This window comes from Blastococcus colisei, assembly GCF_006717095.1.
Classification (GTDB): domain Bacteria; phylum Actinomycetota; class Actinomycetes; order Mycobacteriales; family Geodermatophilaceae; genus Blastococcus_B; species Blastococcus_B colisei.
The window spans coordinates 3,353,639-3,371,220 of sequence record NZ_VFQE01000001.1 but is presented as its reverse complement, the minus strand read 5'-3'; the positions used below and the strand labels follow the sequence as shown (position 1 = coordinate 3,371,220).

Below are 17,582 nucleotides of genomic sequence, written 5' to 3'. Positions count from 1 at the left end.
GCGGCCTCCGGATGCGGGTTCCGCGGTGACCGGTCCCGGTGACCCCGTCGCGGCCAAGGCCGCGCTGCGGGCGCGTCTCCTCGCCCGCCGGATCGGCAGGCCGGAGGCCGAGCGCGCCGCCGCCGCCGCCGCCGTCGCCGCCGTTCTCGTCCGCAGGCTCGCCGGTGCCGGCACCGTGGCGGCCTTCGTGCCCGACCCGACCGAGCCCGGGCACGGCCGGTTGCCGGCGGCCTACGCAGAGCTCGGCGCCCGGGTGCTGCTGCCGGTCATCCCCGCCCAGGGCCGGGAACTCGGCTGGGCGGAGCACACCGGCCGGTTCGTGCCGGGGCGCTTCGGTCTGCTGCAGCCGGACGGCCCCTGGCTCGACACCACCGCGATCGGGACCGCCGACGTCGTCATCGTGCCGGCGCTGGCGGTGGACCGTGCGGGGATCCGGCTGGGCCGGGGCGGCGGTTACTACGACCGCGCCCTCCCGCACGCCCGCCCGGACGCCGTCCTCGTCGCGCTGGTCTTCGACGACGAGGTCGTCGACGAGCTGCCGGCCGAGGCGCACGACCGGCCGGTCGACGCCATCGTGACGCCGTCCGGCTGGCGGGAGCTCCCGGGGCGTTCCCCGTGAGCGCCGGCCGCACCCCCATCCGTGGCCTGCAGACGCAGGCACCGTCCACTATCCGAGGAGAAGACAATGGTGTCTCTGGACCAGCTGCCGGAGATCAGGACCGAGCTGTTCATCGCCGGTGAGGTACGCAGCGCCGACGACCACCTGCAGGTGATCGACCCCGCCGACGGCCGTTCGGTGGTGGGCTACGCGGCCGCGGCCAGCGCCAAGCAGGCCGAGGAGGCCGTCGCGGCGGCGCACCGGGCCTTCCCCGAGTGGGCGGCCCGGACCCCGCAGGAGCGGGCCGAGCTGATCACCGCCGCCCTCGCCCCGCTGGAGGCCGACCGGCCGGCGGTCGCGGAGATCCTGACCCGCGAGAACGGCAAGATCCGCATGGAGTCCTTCATCGACTCCATCGTGTTCGAGCACCGCTTCCGGCTCGCCGTCGGGCTGGCCGACCGGGTCGAGGAGTCGGTCACGCTGCCCGCCCCGCCGTACCGCACGACGGTGTCCTACCTCCCGCTGGGCGTGGTCACCGTCATCGTGCCGTTCAACTGGCCGATGGCCATCCTGGCGGCCTCCCTGCCGTACGCGCTGGTCGCCGGCAACACCGTGGTGGTGAAGCCGCCGCCGACCACGCCGCTGGCCACGACCCGCACGGTGCAGAAGGTGGCCGAGCTGCTGCCGCCCGGTGTGCTCAACGTCGTGACCGGGGCCGACGCCGAGATCGGTTCGGCGCTGATCCAGGACGACCGGGTGAAGAAGGTGTGCTTCACCGGCAGCCCCGGCGGTGGCAAGAAGATCATGGAGATGGCATCGCGGTCGCTGACCCGCGTGGCGCTGGAACTGGGCGGCAACGACCCCGCCATCGTGCTGCCCGACGCCGACCTGAGCGCAGAGGCGATGCAGAAGATGTTCGGCGGCACGTTCGACTCCACCGGGCAGATCTGCATGGCCACCAAGCGGCTGTACGTGCACCGGTCCCGGTACGACGAGGTGGTGGACGGGCTGTCGGGACTGTTGTCGGCCACCCGGCTCGGCCACGGCCTCGACGAGGGCGTCACGATGGGCCCGCTGCACCAGACGCGGCAGAAGGAGTACGTGCAGGAGCTCCTCGCCCAGGCCCGGGAGTCCGGTGCCGAGGTGCGCGAGTTCGGCGAGCCGGTCGACGGAGCCGACATCTCGGTCGGCAACTTCCTCACGCCGTCGCTGGTCCTCGACCCGGCCGACGACGCCCGGGTCGTCGTCGAGGAGCAGTTCGGGCCGACCCTGCCGATCCTGCCCTTCGACGACGTCGAGGACGCCGTGGTCCGCGCCAACGACACGTGGTCGGGCCTGTGCTCGTCGGTGTGGACGGCGGACCTCGACCGCGCCGCCGAGATCGGGGCCCGGCTGCGCACCGGTTACACGTTCGTCAACTGCCACGGGGCGGCGTTCCTCGACGAGCGCGCGCCGTTCGGTGGGTTCAACCACAGCGGGTTCGGCCGCGAGATGGGCATCGAGGGCCTGCGGGAGTTCATGGACACCCACTCGGTGGGCCTCCCGGCCTGACGGCTCTCCGGCCACGGCCCGTGGGACCCGCGCGGGTCCCACGGGCCGTGGCCTGCGGCGATCACCCGGCGATGGCGGCGTCCTCCGCCGCGATGGCGGCGTTCCAGTCCCGCTTGCCGGCCTGCCAGCGATCCTCGGTGTCGCCCCGCCGCCAGTAGCCGGAGATGGAGGTGAACTCCGGGTCCAGGCCACGCTCGGCGCGGAGGTGACGGCGCAGTTCGCGGACGGCGCCCGCCTCGCCGTGCACGAAGACGTGCCCGCGGCCGTCGGGCAGGCACACGCCCGACACGGCGGCGACCAGCGCTTCCCCGGGAGCGGCGCCCCCGCGGTGCAGCCACACCAGCTCCACGCCCGGCCCGACCGCGAGGTCGTCCTGCTCCTCGGCGGGCCCGTCGACCTCGACGTACACCAGGGCGCGCGCACCGGCGGGCAGCGTGTCGAGCGTGGCGCCGATCGCCGGCAGTGCCGATTCGTCACCGGCGAGCAGGTGCCAGTCAGCCTCCGGATGGGGCACGTAGGCGCCGCCCGGGCCCATCATCTGGATCAGGTCCCCGGGCCGGGCGGCGGCGGCCCACGGACCGGCCAGCCCCTCGTCGCCGTGGTGGACGAAGTCGATCGTCAGCTCACCCGCCCGGGCGTCCCAGGCGCGCACCGTATAGGTGCGCGTGACCGGCCACAGCTCGCGCGGCAGCTCCGCCTGCAGCTGCTCGACGTCGTACGGCGCGCGGTAGGACGCGCCGGCCGGGGCGAAGAGCAGCTTGACGTAGTGGTCGGCGAAGGCGCCGGCCGGGAAACCGGCCAGCCCGTCGCCCCCGAGCACCACACGGACCATGTGCGGGGTGAGCCACGAGGTGCGCAGCACCTCGGCGACCCGCGGTGCGCGCTTGCGGGGTGCCCCATCGGGAGGCGAGGGGTCGCGGGGGCGTCGTGCCGTGGGCAGCTCGGTCATGGGTCCTCCCGGGCCCGGACGACCGGGCGTGCGCGACTAGGTAAGGCTGACCTTACTCGCGACGTCGGGGCGTACGCGGCGCGCGGGGGTCAGGTCCGCTGCGCGGGACGGGCGCGGACGTGGATCCGCTCGCCCTGGGGGCCGTAGAGAGCGAGCACCTCGACCGGGGCCGGTCCTGGGTTGGCCATGGCGTGCGGGGTGCGGGTGTCGAACTCGGCGACCTCGCCGGCCGACAGGGTCACGTCGTGCTCGCCGAGCAGCAGACGCAGCCGGCCGGAGAGCACGTAGAGCCATTCGTAGCCCTCGTGCACCTTCTGCTCGAGCTCGCCGCCCGGCCACCCCGCCGGGTAGACCTGCTTGTAGGCTTGGAGCCCGCCGGGCCGGCGGGTCAGCGGGATCATCGTGACGCCGTGCCGCTCGAACGAGCGCTGGTGGATCCGTGGGTCGCCGGTCTCCGGCGCGTCGACCAGTTCGTCGAGCGGCACCTGGTGCGCCCGGGCCAGGGGGAGCAGGAGCTCCAAGGTCGGCCGGCGCTGCCCCGACTCCAGCCGGGACAGCGTGCTCACCGAGATCCCGGTGGTCGCCGAGAGCTGGCCGAGCGTGTCACCTCGCTGCACACGCAGCGCACGGAGCCGGGGCCCCACCGCCGACAGCACCTCGCCGAGCCCCGGATCGTCGTCGTTTGCCATACCGGCAACGATAGTTGTCAATTCGGCGGAAGGGAGCGGAGAGTCGGCCGCAGACCCCGAGGTGAGGAGAAGTCAGATGGACGAGCGGTACGACGTGGTGGTCGTCGGAGGCGGCGCGGCCGGGCTCAGCGGGGCGCTGGCACTCTCCCGGGCACGACGGAAGGTGCTGGTGATCGACGCGGGACAGCCGCGCAACGCGCCGGCCGGGCACGTGCACAACTACCTGGGCCGCGAGGGCACGCCCCCGGGCGAGCTGCTGGCCATCGGGCGCGAGGAGGTCGCCGGCTACGGCGGCGAGGTGGGAACCGGCGAGGTCGTGGGCGCCGAGCGGCTGGACGACGGTTTCCGCGTCGACCTCGCCGACGGCGGTTCCGTGCACGCCCGGCGGCTGCTGGTGACGACGGGCCTCACCGACGAGCTGCCCGACATCCCCGGGCTGCGCGAGCTGTGGGGGAGCGACGTCCTGCACTGCCCGTACTGCCACGGTTGGGAGGTGCGCGACCGTGCCCTCGGCATCCTCGGTGGCCCGATGGGCGTCCACGCCGCGCTGCTGTGGCGGCAGTGGAGCGCCGACGTCACCCTCTTCCGGCACACCGGGCCGGAGCTCACCCACGAGGAGCGCGAGCAGCTGGCGGCGCTGCGGGTCCGGGTCGTCGACGGGAAGGTCGCTGCCCTCGAGACCGGTGACGGGCGGCTGGCCGGCGTCCGGCTGGCGTCCGGGGAGGTCGTGGGCCGGGAGGCGGTCGTGGCACCGCCGCGGTTCGTCGCCAACTCATCCGTGCTGCGCTCGCTCGGGCTGGAGCCCGTCGAGATGGAGGTGAACGGCAACGTCTTCGGCACGTACATCCCGTCCGAGCCGATGGGTGCCACCGCCGTCCCCGGCGTCTGGGTGGCCGGCAACGTGGCGAACCTGCAGGCCCAGGTGATCACGTCCGCCGCGGGGGGTCTCAACGCCGCCGGCCAGATCAACGTCGACCTGATCACCGAGGACACCCGCCTGGCGGTCGCCGCCGCGCACCAGCACCTCGCGCCGTCCGGCGAGCACGACTGGGAGGAGCAGTACCGCGCGCACTCGACGGTGTGGAGCGGCCGCCCCAACCCGCCGCTGGTCACCGAGGCCGCCGACCTCTCGCCCGGAACGGCGCTCGACGTGGGATGCGGCGAGGGTGCCGATGCCATCTGGCTCGCCGAACGGGGCTGGCGCGTCACCGCTGTCGACCTCTCGCCCACGGCGCTGGAGCGGGCGGCCTGCCATGCCGCCGAGGCCGGCGTCGACGTGGCGTGGCAGCGCGCCGACGTGACCGACTGGGTTCCGGAGGAGAAGGCGTACGACCTGGTGACGTCGCACTTCGTGCACCTCGGCGGGGTGCTGGGCCGCAGGGTGTTCGCCCGGCTCGCTGCGGCCGTCGCCCCCGGCGGCACGCTGCTGCTGGTGGGGCACGACGTCAGCGACCTGGCGGCCGGGGCCAACCGCCCGCACTCGCCGGACCTGTACTTCACCGCCGAGGAGGTGGCCTCGTCCCTGGACCCCGCGGGCTGGGACGTCGTCGTGGCCGAGGCGCGGCCCCGCGAGGCGAAGGCGCACGAGGGCGACGTGACCACCGTCCACGACGCCGTCGTCGTGGCCCGCCGCCGCTGACATGTCGAGTCGTCGCCGTGTCGACGTGCCGACACGGCGACGACTCGACGACTCAGCGTTGGGCGAGGTAGGCCGCGGCGGTCTCCCGCAGCCGGTCGTGCACGCCGTCGGCCACGATCGCGCTCGAGCCGAGGTACTTCTTGGCGAGCTTGGCGACCATCGTGTAGTTCGTGTCCACGACGTTCCCGGCCGGCGCCAGGCCGGCCTGGCTGACCAGCTGGTAGGCGTCCAGGCTGTCCCAGCCGGTCAGCTCGGCGGCCCAGGTGACGAGGTCGTGCTGGCTGACCCGGTAGGCGTCCTCCAGCGGCCGGGTGGACCCGGTCGACATCAGGAAGTCGTCGCTCTCGATCCGCGGCCAGGCGGGGCCGCCGCCCTTGATCAGGTCGACCACCACCACGGTGCGCATCGCGGCCTCCACGGCGGTGCCGCACACCTCGCCCTCGCCCTGCCGGCAGTGCCCGTCACCGAGGGAGAGGTGCCCGCCGGGGACGTTGACGCCGAAGTAGGCCGTGGTCCCCGCCCGCATCTCCGGGGTGTCCATGTTCCCGCCATGGGCTCCCGGGGTGATGCTGGCGAAGACCTCGCCGCCGGCCGGGGCGACACCGATCGTCCCGTGCATGGGGTCGAGCGGGAGTTCCACCTCCGGGCCGCCCTTGCGCGGACGGAACAGGCAGGTGCCCTTCTGCCGGTCGACCTCGTAGACCCAGACGACCTCCTCCAGCGGGTCGTGCAGCATCGCCGTGTTGTGCGTGGCGGTCAGCGCGCCGAAGTGCGGGAACGTCGCCGACACCGCCCAGTCGCGGGCCGGCGCGATCTCCACGAGGTGCACGGCCAGGGTGTCCCCGGGCTCGGCCCCCTCGACGGCGATCGGCCCGGTCACCGGGTTCAGGTAGGGGAACTCGCACACCTGGCTGGGCAGGTCCTCGGCGCTGCGCACGCGGCCGCCGAAGCAGTCCTCGGTGGCGAGTTCGACCACCGTGCCCGGCCGCACGGTGATCAGCGGGTCCCCGCCACCGAAGGTGTACCGGAGCTGGTCCGTCGTCGGCTGGACCGAGACGACCTCGAGGCTCGCGGTCACGCGTCCTCCTCGCTGGCGCTCGTCGGCCACGTGACCGCCGGTGCTCTACCTTCGCGTGACCTCGCAAGCTCGGTCACAGGTTCTCCTCCGCCTTCAGCTCCGGCTTGCGACCGGTGGCGAGCAGGAACACGAGCACGGCGACGCCGATGCCCAGCCACACGAAGCCGAGTTCCTGCGCGGCCACCTGCGCGTTGTAGACGACGTAGGCCAGGATCGCGAAGCCGACGACCGGGACCACCAGGTGCAGCCCCCAGTTCCGGCTCTTCTTCCGGATGACGAAATGCACGACGACCGAGACGTGCAGCAGCAGGAACGCCGTCATCGCGCCGAAGTTGACCAGCGTGGACAGCAGCGTGATGCCGTCGTCCCGCTGGCTCATGTAGATGCCCAGGGCCAGGGAGATGGTGGCGACGACCAGGGTGGCGTTGACCGGCACCCGGTGCTTCGGGTCGACCTTGGCGAGGATCGACGGGAGCTGGCGGTCGCGGGCCATGGCGAACAGCAGCCGCGAGGTGGCCGCCTGTGCGACCAGCGAGTTCGCGAAGCCCCAGGCGATCGCCGTGGCCACCGCGGTGAGGGTGGCCAGCCATGCGCCGCCGGCGACCTCGGCCGCGTCGTAGAACGCCGTCCCCGCGGCGTCGCCGTCGGCGATGAGCGTCTCCGGGTCGGGCACGAGCAGGGCGGCGACCCAGGTCTGGACGATGAACAGCGTCCCGGCCAGCACGAGCGCCGCGATCATCGACTTGCCCAGCGAACGGGCGGCGTCCCGGTTCTCCTCGGCGAGGGTCGAGATGCCGTCGAACCCCAGGAAGCTCAGCACCGCGATCGAGACGGCGCCGAAGACGAGTTCGAGGGAGAACGTGTCGCTGTTGTAGACCGGGGAGAAGTCGAAGCCGCGGCCCTCACCGCTGGCCAGGGCGACCACGCCGATCACCAGGAAGATGGCCAGCACGATCAGCTCGCCGACCAGCATGATCTTGTTGATCCGGGCGGTGAACTCGATGCCCATGTAGTTGACGACGGTGTTCAGCACGACGAACCCGACCAGCCAGATCCAGACCGGGATCGACGTGACGATGGAGTTCATCGCGATCGACGCGATCAGGTAGAGCAGGCCGGGAACCAGCACGTAGTCGAGCAGGATCATCCAGCCGGCGAGGAAGCCGACCGGCTGGCCGATGCCGCGGCCGGCGTAGGTGTACACCGAGCCGGCCATCGGGAACGCCCGCGACATCTGCGAGTAGGAAGCGGCCGTGAACGCCATGGCGAGCATGCCGATCGCGTAGGCGAGGGCGACCATGCCGCCCGAGGCCTGGAAGACGCCGCCGAAGATGCCGAACGGCGCGATCGGGACCATGAACACGAGGCCGTAGACGAGCAGGTCGGTGAAGCTCAGCGAGCGCTTCAGCTCCTGCTTGTAGCCGAAGGCCTCGACGCCCGGATCGCCCGTGGCGGGGATCGGGCCACGGGCGGCGCCGGGCAGCGGCCCGGCCGGGTCGTGGGTGGTGCGGGGCTCGCTCATGACGACTCCTGAATCTCTGCATCCGGCGGGGAGCCGGGCCGGGGAGAGAGTAGAGCCCACTGCTTCCATGTGGAAGTAACGATTCAGGCGGAGCGCATCCCGGGCAGCTCGCGGAAGGTCAGGCCGTCGGCCTGGGCCAGCCGCGCGGTGGACCGGCCGGACCGGATGCGACGACGTCCGTCGGCCAGCGCAGCGGCCAACCGCACGCCGTCGTAGAGCCCGCGCGCGTAGGCGCAGACGACCGGCGCGCCGGGGCCCGACCGGCGCGCATGCCGTTCCTCCAGGGCCAGCTGACCCTCGTCGGCAGCCGCGTCGGCGGCGGCGAAGGAGGGCATGCAGGCGAACAGCCCGCCGGTGGCGTCGCCGCCGAGGGCGTAGAGACCGTTCTCCTCCAGCGCCCCGGACAGCCGCACCACGCGGCGATCCAGCCCGGCACGGGTGAACTCCCGGTTGAAGGCCACCAGGTCGCGGCCCACGAGGCTCAGCAGGACGGCGTCGGCCCGGCTCTGCACGACCAGGTCCAGCAGGGCGCCGGGGTCACCGGGGCCGAAGGGGACCAGCGCCTCGCCGACGACCTCCCCGCCGACGTCGGCCAGGACCCGCTGCGCGGCGCGGTGCACCGCCCGCGGCCACACGTAGTCGGTCCCCAGCAGCACCCAGCGCCGGGCACGGCGATGCCGGACCAGCCACGCCACCGCCGCGGCGTGCTGCTCCAGGGGTGAGGAGCCGATCCGCACGACGCCCGAGCGACGACGCCCGCCCTCGTGCGGCGGGGTGAAGACGTACCGCGCCCCGGGTGGCAGCGCGTTCTCCAGCGCCCGGTGGACGTCGCTGGTGTGGAAGCCGACGAGCAGGTCGAAGGCGCCGGAGCGGTGCAGCATCGCGGCCTCGGCGGCGACGACGTCCGGAGCCCGTCCCGAGTCGACGGCGACGAGTTCCACCGGCCGGCCGGCCGCGCCGCCGGCGGCGTTGATCTCGTCGGCGGCGAGCCCCGCCAGGTCGAGGGCCGAAGGGGCGGTCATGGCCAGCGGTCCCGACAGCGGCACGGCCAAGCCGACGCGGACGACGTCCGGGCGGGGACCGGACAGCAGGACCTCCCACGGGTCCAGGAGTCCGGGCTGGTTGCGCATCCCCTGAGTATGGTGCGGCCATGGTGCCGGGCGCGGAGGCTGCAGCCGGACCGCCCGTCCGGGTGTCGGACGACCTCGTGGAGCTGCTCACGGTCACCCAGCGGCGGGTGGCCCGCGGTGTCGCGGCGGTCCTGGCCGAGGACGGCGCGACCCTCGACGGCTACCGCCTGCTGCGTTCCCTCGCCGGTGGCGGCGGCCGGTCGATGGGCGAGCTCGTGGCGGCGCTGCACCTGCCCCCGCCGACCCTGACGAGGCTCGTCGACGGCGCGGTCGACGCGGCTCTCGCCTACCGGCTGCCCGACCCCCGGGACGGCCGGAAGGTCGTCGTCCACCTGTCGGAGCCGGGACGGGTCCGGCTCGTCCGGCTGGAGGCGCTCGTCGCCGCCCACGAGGCGGCCCTGGCCGCGTCGCTGGGAACCGAGCGCGTGTCCGCCCTCGCCCGTGCCCTCGCCGACCTCGCCGCGACGGAGCACTGAGGTGGCCGAGGTCCTGCTCTTCCACCACGCGCTCGGCCTGACACCCGGGATCCGCTCGTTCGCCGACCGCCTCCGCGCCGCGGGTCACGTCGTCCACGTGCCCGACCTGTTCGAGGGCAGGACGTTCACCGACCTCTCCGACGGGGTGGCGCACGCCCAGCAGATCGGCTTCGGCACGGTGGTGGAGCGCGGGATCCGGGCCGCTTCGGGGCTTCCGGACGAGCTGGTCTACGCCGGGTTCTCTCCCTCGGGGTCGTGCCGGCGCAGCAGCTGGCCCAGACGCGGCCAGGCGCCCGCGGCGCCGTCCTGATCAGCGGCTGCGTCCCGCCCGAGGAGTTCGGCGGGGCCTGGCCGGCGGGGCTGCCCGCGCAGGTCCACACGCAGGCTGACGACGACCTGGGCGACGCCGACGTCGCCCAGGAGCTCGTGGCGACGGTGCAGTCCTCCGAGCTCTTCCTGTACCCCGGCGATCGGCACCTGTTCGCCGACGACAGCCTGCCCGGCTTCGACGCCGAGGCCGCGGCGCTGCTCGAGCAGCGGGTGTTCGAATTCCTCGACCGCGCCGGGTAGTGCTCAGCCCTCCGGCGGGAAGAGGGTGCCGAGACCGAACCGGTTCGGCCGCTGGAAGGGCTGCCAGTCGTGACGGGGCTGGGCCAGCCGGTCGGCCACCACCCAGAGGACGGCGGGGTCGTGCCCCATGCCCAGGTGGCTGCTCCGGACGGCGACGTTCTCGCTGATCGGCCCGGGCTCCTGCCGGCAGCTGCGCCAGTCGACGACGCCGTCCCACCTCGAGTAGACGGCGGTGCTCGGGACCGGCAGCGGCCGGGCGAGGGAGCGGCGGGTCGGCTGCGGGGGCGCGGTGGCCCACGGCTGGGTCGACGCGAACGGTGAGCCGAGCGAGATGACCTGGCGGACCTGGCGAGGGGCACGTCGGGCCAGCCGCCGCGCGTAGATACCGCCCAGGCTCCAGCCGACGATGCTCACCGACGTCCGGTGCTCGCCGGCCAGCCGGTCCACCAGCCGCGGCAGCTCGTCGTCGATCTCCTGGCTGGGCCCCCGGTTGCGGCCCAGCGCCCAGCCGGCGACCGGGTAGCCCAGCCGCCGGAGCCACGTCCGCAGCACGCGCGTGGAGACGTCGGAGGCCAGCAGGCCGGGGAGCACGAGCACCGGATGCGGCTCGCCCCGCGGCGCCCACCGCAGCAGCGGCAGTGCGGTGGCCGCAGCGCCACCGGCGCTGACCAGCGTGCGCGCGGGCTCGGTGGCGGCGAGGACCAGCGCGCGACGGCGGGCCGCGCGCGGGTCGGGGCGTGGGTCCATGCCGCGCTCATGCCCGGGAAGCGCCCCGGACAGTCGTTGCGCCCTGCCGTCGGATCAGTCGGCGGTCGGAGGGAGGAGGCGGGGGGCGAAGACCTCGTCGATCGGGCGGGGGCCCACGTACTGGCGGCAGGTGCAGGGCACCCAGTTCACGCCGGCCCAGCGCCCGCGCTTGTCGAAGGTGTCCCGGCGGAGTTCGGCGTAGCAGGTGTGCGTCTCGCGGTCGTGCTGGCTGAGCGTGTGCCCGCAGCCGCACAGCGGGGTGACCGGCGGGGGAGGTGCCGCCCGGCGGCGCCCGAACCGGCCGCTGACGAAGCCGACCGCCAGGAGCACGCCGCCCACCAGCAGGCTGACCGGATCCATGCCCGACCCCTCTCGTCCGCTACGACGGTAACGCGGCGGGCGGCACGGCGGTGCCGTCGCTGGTCCTGCCCCGGCCGCTCGTTCGTCGGTCCGTGCTCGCGCCCCCTGCGAACGGGCCGGAAGCGTCCTGATTAGCCCGTTCGTGGTGATTGATCGCTTGTGAGGCGGGGCACACGTTACCCGTGGACACGTATGCCGTGGGGTTCGCGAGACCGGATCGCTGGTCGCGTGGGCAGTCGGCCGAGCACAGCTTTCCCTGGCACGCGGTCGAGGCGCACCGTCCGGCAGCCGAGCTGGACGGGGAGGTGGAGCTGGCCGTGTGCGGCGCGATCGTCCAGGTCTGGGGATCGCAGAAGTGGGAGCGCGTCGGCAGCGGGCGCACCGCCTGCCCCGACTGCCGGCGGCTCACCGCCCTCGCCAAGCCGCTGACGTCGGCCCGCTGAGCCCGCGCCCCGGGCCGGCGGGCCGACGCCGCGCGCTCAGCGGGCGGGCTTGCGGCCGCTGATGGCCGACAGGCCGGTGATCTCCCGGCCGACGATGAGGGCCTGCACCGAGTCGGTGCCCTCGAACGTGAAGATCGCCTCCATGTCGGCGTGATGCCGGGCCACGTGGTTCTCCAGCAGGATCCCGTCCCCGCCGAGGATGTCGCGGGCGTCGGCGACGATGGCCCTGGCCTTGGCCGCGTGGTTCATCTTCGCCAGGGAGGCCATCGCGGCGGTCATCCGGCCGGAGTCGGCCAGCTTCGACAGCCGCCAGCACATCAGCTGCATCGAGGTGATCTCGGCCAGCATCCGGGCGAGCTTGTCCTGCACCAGCTGGAAGCCCGCGATCGGCTGCCCGAACTGCTCCCGCCGTAGCGCGTGGGCGAGCGCCAGCTCGTAGGAGGCCGTTGCGAGGCCCAGCGCGCGCCAGGCGACGGTGTACCGCGTGCGGTCGAGCACCCGGGACACGTCCGTGAACGAGTGGCAGTTCGCCAGCCTGTTCTCCGCCGGCACCCGGACATCGGTCAACGTGATCTCGGCCTGCCAGACCGCCCGCAGCGCCGTCTTCCCGGTCATGACGGTCGCCTCGTAGCCCGGTGTTCCCTTCTCCACCACGTAACCACCGACGGCGCCGTCCTCACCGCGCGCCCAGATGAGCACGTAGTCGGCGATCGAGCCGTTGCCGATCCACTTCTTCTGACCGTTCAGCAGAAAGGAGTCGCCGTCCCGGCGGGCCGAGGTCTCCAGGCCGACGGCGTCGGAGCCGTGCCGGGGCTCGGTGAGTCCGAAGGCGCCGATCTTCTCCAGCCGGGCCATCCCCGGCAGCCAGCGCTCGCGCTGCTCCTCGTCGCCGAGCATGGCGATCGACTGCATCGCCAGGAAGCTGTGCACCCCGTAGAAGGTGCCGATGCTGCCGTCGGCGCGGGCCCACTCGGCCGCGACCAGGCCGGCCGCGACGGCGCTCATCCCCGGTGAGCCGTAGCCCTGCACGGTGCCGCCGGAGATGCCCAGCTCGGCGATCTTCGGGACGAGGAGATGAGGGAACTCGGCCCGCTCCCAGTACTCGTTCACCCGTGGGGTGACCTCTTGCGCGCAGAAGGCGCGGACCCGGTTCCGCATCTCGATCTCGGCGGGTTCGAGCAGTTCCTCGATGGCGTAGAAGTCCGGGCTCTCGGCGGTCACGTCTTCGGACGCTACGACCCGGCGCGGCATGCTGCCCGGCGTCGCGCATCGTCATCGCTCCCGCCTCCTTCGACGCGGCCCGGCCCCTGCCGCCGTTGGTGCGCCGAACGACCAAGGACCCTGGCCAGCCGCTCGCGCACGGAGCATCCTCCGGTCAGGACCGCGGACGGCTCGCGGCGCTCGTCCGGACCGCAGCCGGGCCGCTGGGACCGGTCCGGTGGAGGTGGCGTCATGACCGAGCCGCTCGACCCGCGCGCGCCGGTCGGCGAGGGGGAGAAGAAGCCCGGACCGCGGGTGGTCGTGGGCATCGACTTCTCGTCCGGCGCGCGGGCGGCGCTGCTTTTCGCCCTGCAGGACGCGTCCCGGCGCGGCGTGCCGGTGGAGGCGGTGACGGCCTACCGGCCGCCGGAGTACTGGATGGACTTCTACGCGGTGGGCACCTATGAGCCCGACCAGCAGCGGGTGGCCGCCATCGATCGGCTGCGCCAGTTCGTGGCCGGGGTCGTGGCCGAGGGGCCGCAGCCACCGCCGGAGGTGCAGCTGCGCGCGGCCATGGGCACGGCCGCCGACGTGCTGATCGGTGAGTCGCACGGGGCGGACCTGCTGGTCGTCGGTAGCCGGGGCCACGGGGGGTTCACCAGCATGCTGCTCGGCTCGGTGAGCATGCAGTGCGCGCTCCACGCGTCCTGCCCGGTCACCGTCGTCCACTCGCCGGAGGCTCGCCACGAGCGACTGCACCTGCGCCGGAGCCGGCGGCACGACGGCGCCGATCACGAGGGCACGCCGGTCGGCTGAGGAGGCGCAGGCGAGGAAGCGGTAACTTGCGCTGTCCGTCCGGACGACGTGGGAGTGCGCGGTGCCGTTCCTGATCTACCGCCTGTCGCGGTTCGTGCGCCTGCGCCTGACCGGATGGCGGCTGCCGCTGGCCGTCGCCGTGTTCGTCTTCGGCTCCAGCTGGCTGGCGATGGCGCTGGTCGAGCCGGCGGGCAGCGAGATCGCCCGCCCCGGCACCTACTGGTGGTACTTCCTCGTCACGTCGGCGACCGTCGGGTACGGCGACGTCTTCCCCGCGTCGATCGGCGGCCGGATCGTCGGTGCCTACGTGATCGTCGGCGGCATCGTCACGCTCACGCTCCTGTTCACCCAGCTGGCCGGTGCCCTGCAGTCGATCCGGGGCCGGCGACTGAGAGGTGTGGTTCCCCTGGACCTGTCCGACCACGTCGTCCTGCTCGGCTACTGGCCGGGGCGCACCGAGCGGATCGTCGCCGAGCTGACCGCCGAGGGCCGCTGCCAGGTGGCGCTCTGCGCCTGGGACGACGTCCCGGAGAATCCGCTGCCCGACCGGCCGGCGGTGCACTTCGTCCGCGGCGACCTGAGCCACGAGGACGTGATGAACCGGGCCTGCGTCCGGGACGCGCGGACGGTGGTCATCGACGGGCGGGACGACAACGAGACCCTGGCGATCGCGGTGGCCGTCGACCACGCCCACCCCGACGTGCACCTGGTCGCTGCCGTGCGCGACCTGGGCCGCCGGGACAGCCTGCGCTACGTGAACCCCGGCGTGCAGGTCGTCCAGTGGCACATGCCCTTCCTGCTGACCGAGGAGGCCACCGATCCGGGCATCACCCAGATCTACAACGAGCTGATGAGCAGCGCCGGGCGCGGCAACACCTACTCGATGCGGGTGCCCGCCGGTTTTCCGCACCGGACGTTCGGCGACTGCCAGGCCCACTTCGGCCGCACCTTCGGGGCAACGGTGCTGGCGGTTCGCGAGAGCGACGACCTCGTGGTGAGCCCGCCCTGGGAGACCCCGGTCCCGGAAGGCGCGACGCTCTACTACGTCGCGGGACAGCGGATCGACGACGCGCGGCTCGCCGGCCGGCGCTGAGTGGTCAGAACAGGTCGAGGAGCGCGGCGAGGGCGAGACCGGCACCGACCAGCAGGACCAGGACCAGGACGACGGTCGTGAGAACCGGGATGACCACCCACCGCCGGAACCGACGGTGCCGCGGGCGCGGTCCCGCCACCGGCCGGCCGGCCGCCGGGCGCTCCGAGGCCTTGCGTTCCCGCCGTCGGTCGGCCAGGACCCGGGCGTGGTCGCGGGCGTCGCGGGCCACGGAGCCCAGCAGGGCCCGGGAGGCCGACGCCACTGCGCGCAGGTCGTCACCCTCGATCCGTGTCATCGAGTTGCCCGGCACCGGGCCGGGGACCGGTGGCGGCGGAGCGGGGGCGTCGGCCGGCGCGGCCGCCCGGCCGGTGGCGACCGCCTGGAGCTGGGGCCGGACGGAACCAGTGGTGCCGCGCCGGGCCGGCTCCTTGGTGAGCAGGTCGCGGAGCACCGGCTCCAGCGGTCCTGCCCGCAGCATGGGGGCGGGATGCTCGGACACGACGGCCAGGAGCGTCGCCATCGCCTCACCCCGGTCGAACGGCGGGCGCCCCTCCACCGCGGTGTAGAGCGTGGCGCCCAGCGACCAGAGGTCGACCGGTGGCCCCGGGGTCGAGCCGTTGGCCCGCTCGGGGGCCATGTAGGCAGGGGAGCCGATCAGTGCACCCTGCGTGGTCAGGCTGGAGTCGCCGGTGGTGGTGGCGATGCCGAAGTCGGTGAGGCAGGCGCGGCCGGCGGCGTCGACGAGCACGTTGGCCGGCTTGACGTCACGGTGGACGATGCCGATGGCGTGCGCGGCGTCGAGCGCCTCGAGCAGGTCCAGGCCGATGCGGGCGACCGCGGCCGGCGGGAGCGGCCCCCGCTCCTCCAGGACCTCCTGGAGGCTCCGGGCGGAGACGTGCTTCATCACCAGCCAGGGCTTGCCGTCCTCCTCGACGACGTCGTACACGGTGGTCACGTGCGGATGGTCCAGCCGGGCGGCGGCGCGGGCCTCGCGCATCGTGCGCTCCCGCAGGATGCCGCGCTCCTCGTCGGTCAGCTCGACGGAGAAGGTGAGCTCCTTGACCGCCACCTGACGCCCGAGAACCTGGTCGGTCGCCAGCCAGACGGTGCCCATGCCGCCCCGGCCGAGGAGGCCGGCCAGGGCGTACCGGCCCGCGAGCACGCGGTTCCCGCGACCGGTGTCAGCGCTCATGGACGGCGGATACCCCGGCGACCTGCTCAAGACTCGTCCGGGGATCCCCTCTCCGGCTCGCTCTGCGCCTCCAGGTCGGCCTCCAGCTCCGGGGTCTCCTGCTCGAGTGCGATGTCGCGCGGCTGCGGGGTCTCGGACCCGGGCGTCGTCATGGGGCGAGCCTGCCGCAGCCGGCGGTGGCCTGCCGGTCGGCGCGACCCGTCGCGCCGTCAGCCCGGTCGTGGGAAGGTCGAAGCGCGACCAGGGGGAGGTTGGGTGGCATCGTCGTCCACCGACGTGGCCCTTGTCTACGCCGTGGCGGTCGACGTCGGCGTGCTCGCCTCCGCCGCGGCCCTGCGCGGGTCGATGAGCTCCTACGTCTGGGCCTCCCTGGCCAAGGGCGAGGGGAAGGGGCGCTGGCGGCGCGCGGGCCGGTGGACCAGGACCACGGTGGCGCTGCTGCTGACGGGCGCCCTGGGCGTCATCTCGCTCCTCCTCGGCGCTGCCGTCACGGCCGGGGCGGCCGGCATCCCGGGGGAGGAGGCCGGCGAGTGGTCGTACCACCGAGCCGTGCTGCTCCTCGGCGTCGTCGTGGGGGTCGCGCTGCTACCCGTGGTCATCGGGGTCACGTCCGCGCGGTGGATCCGCCGGCGGCAGGACGTTCTAACCTGCGAGAAGCAGTGGGGGGCGTGGCTGGAACCCTGCTGGCAGCAGCGGGTCCCCCGCGCCGTCGCCTTCGCTGCCTGGCAGGCGCGGCTCGTACTCAGCGCAGCCGTGGTCGCTCTGCTGCTGGTCCTCCTCCCGTTCGTGTGGGACATCGGCCGCGCGGCGGTCGCCGGTGCGCAGGACGACGAGGTGACCCAGCTGCGGCTCACCGAGTCGGTCGCGGGCCTGCTCTCGACCGTCGTCGCTGTCGGCCTCGTCGTCGTCGGCACGATGCTGTGGCGGCCCGACTGGTACCTGGCCGAACACGCCATCGAGGTCCTGAGGCGATCGGGTCGGCCGGACGAGGAGGACGACGAGGATCTGTCGCCCCCGCCGAGGGCCGAGGACACAAAACCTGAGGTACTTACGCGGCTGCGCGGCGGACCGGCCCGTTGGCGGAGCCCGCGGCACCGGGCGGCGTTCGCCGCGGCCGGTGCCCTGCGTCGGTGCATCCCCCGCTTCCGCCACCGGCTGACGGGGGAGCAGTACGGGCAGCTCGCGCTCGTGGCGGTGGGCGTGTCCGGCCGGCTGCGGGAGGCGGCGGTGACCGCGCACCTCGGGGGGGCGGCGCAGGAGCAGCTGACGGACGCCGTGCGGGCCGCTGTCGCGCTGGTGTTCACCGACGACCTGGCCCGCACGCTGGACACCGTGAACACCGTCTTCCCCGTGCAGGAGCAGCCGGAGCACAGGGTGCCCAGCCGCACCCGGCTCCTCCTGGAGGGGGCCAGCGAGTCGGTGGTGCGGTACTGGCCGGCGGTCAAGGTGCTGCTGGTCGTCGGCGTCGTCGTGGCCCTCGTGGCGACCGGTCAGCTGCCGAAGCTGGTGGAGCTGCTCAAGGGCTGACG

The 17,582-nt window shown here is 73.7% G+C and carries 20 protein-coding genes; 10 read left to right on the top strand and 10 right to left on the bottom strand.

The genetic code is table 11. The features are described from left to right. Positions 1-25: 25 nt before the first annotated feature. On the top strand, positions 26-619 hold the full coding sequence (locus tag FHU33_RS16050) for a 5-formyltetrahydrofolate cyclo-ligase (RefSeq protein WP_246063711.1): 594 nt from the start codon (positions 26-28) through the stop codon (positions 617-619). A gap of 66 nt (positions 620-685) precedes the next feature. Then, entirely contained in the window at positions 686-2,149 is a 1,464-nt protein-coding gene (locus FHU33_RS16045; RefSeq protein ID WP_142026229.1) for an aldehyde dehydrogenase family protein, read from the top strand. 61 nt (positions 2,150-2,210) lie between these two features. Here the strand turns inward: FHU33_RS16045 and FHU33_RS16040 are convergent, their stop codons facing one another. Next, positions 2,211-3,098 (bottom strand): siderophore-interacting protein, encoded by an 888-nt coding sequence (locus tag FHU33_RS16040; protein ID WP_142026228.1) that lies wholly within the window; start codon positions 3,096-3,098, stop codon positions 2,211-2,213. A gap of 89 nt (positions 3,099-3,187) precedes the next feature. After that, complete coding sequence (locus FHU33_RS16035; protein ID WP_142026227.1) at positions 3,188-3,787, bottom strand: helix-turn-helix domain-containing protein; 600 nt, start codon at positions 3,785-3,787, stop codon at positions 3,188-3,190. Between the two features lie 76 nt (positions 3,788-3,863). Between FHU33_RS16035 and FHU33_RS16030 the strand changes: the two genes are divergently transcribed. Further along, the gene (locus FHU33_RS16030; protein WP_142026226.1) at positions 3,864-5,426 is read left to right on the top strand and encodes a bifunctional NAD(P)/FAD-dependent oxidoreductase/class I SAM-dependent methyltransferase; all 1,563 of its coding nucleotides are present in this window, start codon (positions 3,864-3,866) and stop codon (positions 5,424-5,426) included. Between the two features lie 52 nt (positions 5,427-5,478). On the opposite strand, the gene FHU33_RS16025 is transcribed toward FHU33_RS16030, so the two are convergent. The 3 genes from FHU33_RS16025 to FHU33_RS16015 form a co-directional block, all read right to left on the bottom strand. Continuing rightward, on the bottom strand, positions 5,479-6,504 hold the full coding sequence (locus FHU33_RS16025) for an acetamidase/formamidase family protein (protein WP_142026225.1): 1,026 nt from the start codon (positions 6,502-6,504) through the stop codon (positions 5,479-5,481). 73 nt (positions 6,505-6,577) lie between these two features. Then, the gene (locus FHU33_RS16020; protein WP_142026224.1) at positions 6,578-8,026 is read right to left on the bottom strand and encodes an APC family permease; all 1,449 of its coding nucleotides are present in this window, start codon (positions 8,024-8,026) and stop codon (positions 6,578-6,580) included. Between the two features lie 83 nt (positions 8,027-8,109). Next, positions 8,110-9,156 (bottom strand): ABC transporter substrate-binding protein, encoded by a 1,047-nt coding sequence (locus FHU33_RS16015; protein ID WP_142026223.1) that lies wholly within the window; start codon positions 9,154-9,156, stop codon positions 8,110-8,112. Positions 9,157-9,176: 20 nt separating this feature from the next. Here FHU33_RS16015 and FHU33_RS16010 point away from each other — a divergent pair, with 20 nt between their 5' ends. The 3 genes from FHU33_RS16010 to FHU33_RS25485 are packed head-to-tail and all read left to right on the top strand — an operon-like array spanning position 9,177 to position 10,202. After that, on the top strand, positions 9,177-9,632 hold the full coding sequence (locus tag FHU33_RS16010; protein WP_142026222.1) for a MarR family winged helix-turn-helix transcriptional regulator: 456 nt from the start codon (positions 9,177-9,179) through the stop codon (positions 9,630-9,632). A 1-nt stretch (position 9,633) separates the two neighbouring features. After that, positions 9,634-9,942, top strand: coding sequence for a dienelactone hydrolase family protein (locus FHU33_RS25490; protein ID WP_211355151.1), 309 nt, complete (start codon positions 9,634-9,636; stop codon positions 9,940-9,942). Beyond that, complete coding sequence (locus FHU33_RS25485; RefSeq protein ID WP_246063709.1) at positions 9,888-10,202, top strand: dienelactone hydrolase family protein; 315 nt, start codon at positions 9,888-9,890, stop codon at positions 10,200-10,202. Before FHU33_RS25490 ends, FHU33_RS25485 begins: the two co-directional genes overlap by 55 nt. A gap of 3 nt (positions 10,203-10,205) precedes the next feature. Here FHU33_RS25485 and FHU33_RS16000 read toward each other — a convergent pair whose 3' ends face one another. Then, positions 10,206-10,949 (bottom strand): esterase/lipase family protein, encoded by a 744-nt coding sequence (locus FHU33_RS16000; RefSeq protein ID WP_142026221.1) that lies wholly within the window; start codon positions 10,947-10,949, stop codon positions 10,206-10,208. Between the two features lie 54 nt (positions 10,950-11,003). Beyond that, on the bottom strand, positions 11,004-11,309 hold the full coding sequence (locus FHU33_RS15995) for a hypothetical protein (protein WP_142026220.1): 306 nt from the start codon (positions 11,307-11,309) through the stop codon (positions 11,004-11,006). Positions 11,310-11,491: 182 nt separating this feature from the next. Between FHU33_RS15995 and FHU33_RS15990 the strand changes: the two genes are divergently transcribed. Further along, positions 11,492-11,752 carry a hypothetical protein gene (locus FHU33_RS15990; protein ID WP_142026219.1) on the top strand — a complete coding sequence of 87 codons (261 nt, stop codon included), beginning with the start codon at positions 11,492-11,494 and terminating at the stop codon, positions 11,750-11,752. 36 nt (positions 11,753-11,788) lie between these two features. Here FHU33_RS15990 and FHU33_RS15985 read toward each other — a convergent pair whose 3' ends face one another. Beyond that, on the bottom strand, positions 11,789-12,973 hold the full coding sequence (locus tag FHU33_RS15985; RefSeq protein WP_142026218.1) for an acyl-CoA dehydrogenase family protein: 1,185 nt from the start codon (positions 12,971-12,973) through the stop codon (positions 11,789-11,791). Between the two features lie 231 nt (positions 12,974-13,204). Here FHU33_RS15985 and FHU33_RS15980 point away from each other — a divergent pair, with 231 nt between their 5' ends. Next, positions 13,205-13,768, top strand: a complete 564-nt coding sequence (locus FHU33_RS15980; protein WP_142026217.1) for a universal stress protein — start codon at positions 13,205-13,207, stop codon at positions 13,766-13,768. A 61-nt stretch (positions 13,769-13,829) separates the two neighbouring features. Next, positions 13,830-14,861 carry an ion channel gene (locus FHU33_RS15975; protein ID WP_142026216.1) on the top strand — a complete coding sequence of 344 codons (1,032 nt, stop codon included), beginning with the start codon at positions 13,830-13,832 and terminating at the stop codon, positions 14,859-14,861. 4 nt (positions 14,862-14,865) lie between these two features. Here the strand turns inward: FHU33_RS15975 and FHU33_RS15970 are convergent, their stop codons facing one another. Both FHU33_RS15970 and FHU33_RS26245 read right to left on the bottom strand, forming a co-directional pair. Beyond that, positions 14,866-16,053: a serine/threonine-protein kinase gene (locus FHU33_RS15970; RefSeq protein WP_142026215.1), complete on the bottom strand. Its 1,188-nt coding sequence runs from the start codon at positions 16,051-16,053 to the stop codon at positions 14,866-14,868. Between the two features lie 26 nt (positions 16,054-16,079). Then, a complete protein-coding gene (locus FHU33_RS26245) occupies positions 16,080-16,205 on the bottom strand; it encodes a hypothetical protein (RefSeq protein ID WP_281281648.1) in 126 nt (41 codons plus the stop codon). Positions 16,206-16,308: 103 nt separating this feature from the next. Here FHU33_RS26245 and FHU33_RS15965 point away from each other — a divergent pair, with 103 nt between their 5' ends. Beyond that, positions 16,309-17,580, top strand: a complete 1,272-nt coding sequence (locus tag FHU33_RS15965; protein WP_142026214.1) for a hypothetical protein — start codon at positions 16,309-16,311, stop codon at positions 17,578-17,580. Positions 17,581-17,582: the final 2 nt, after the last annotated feature.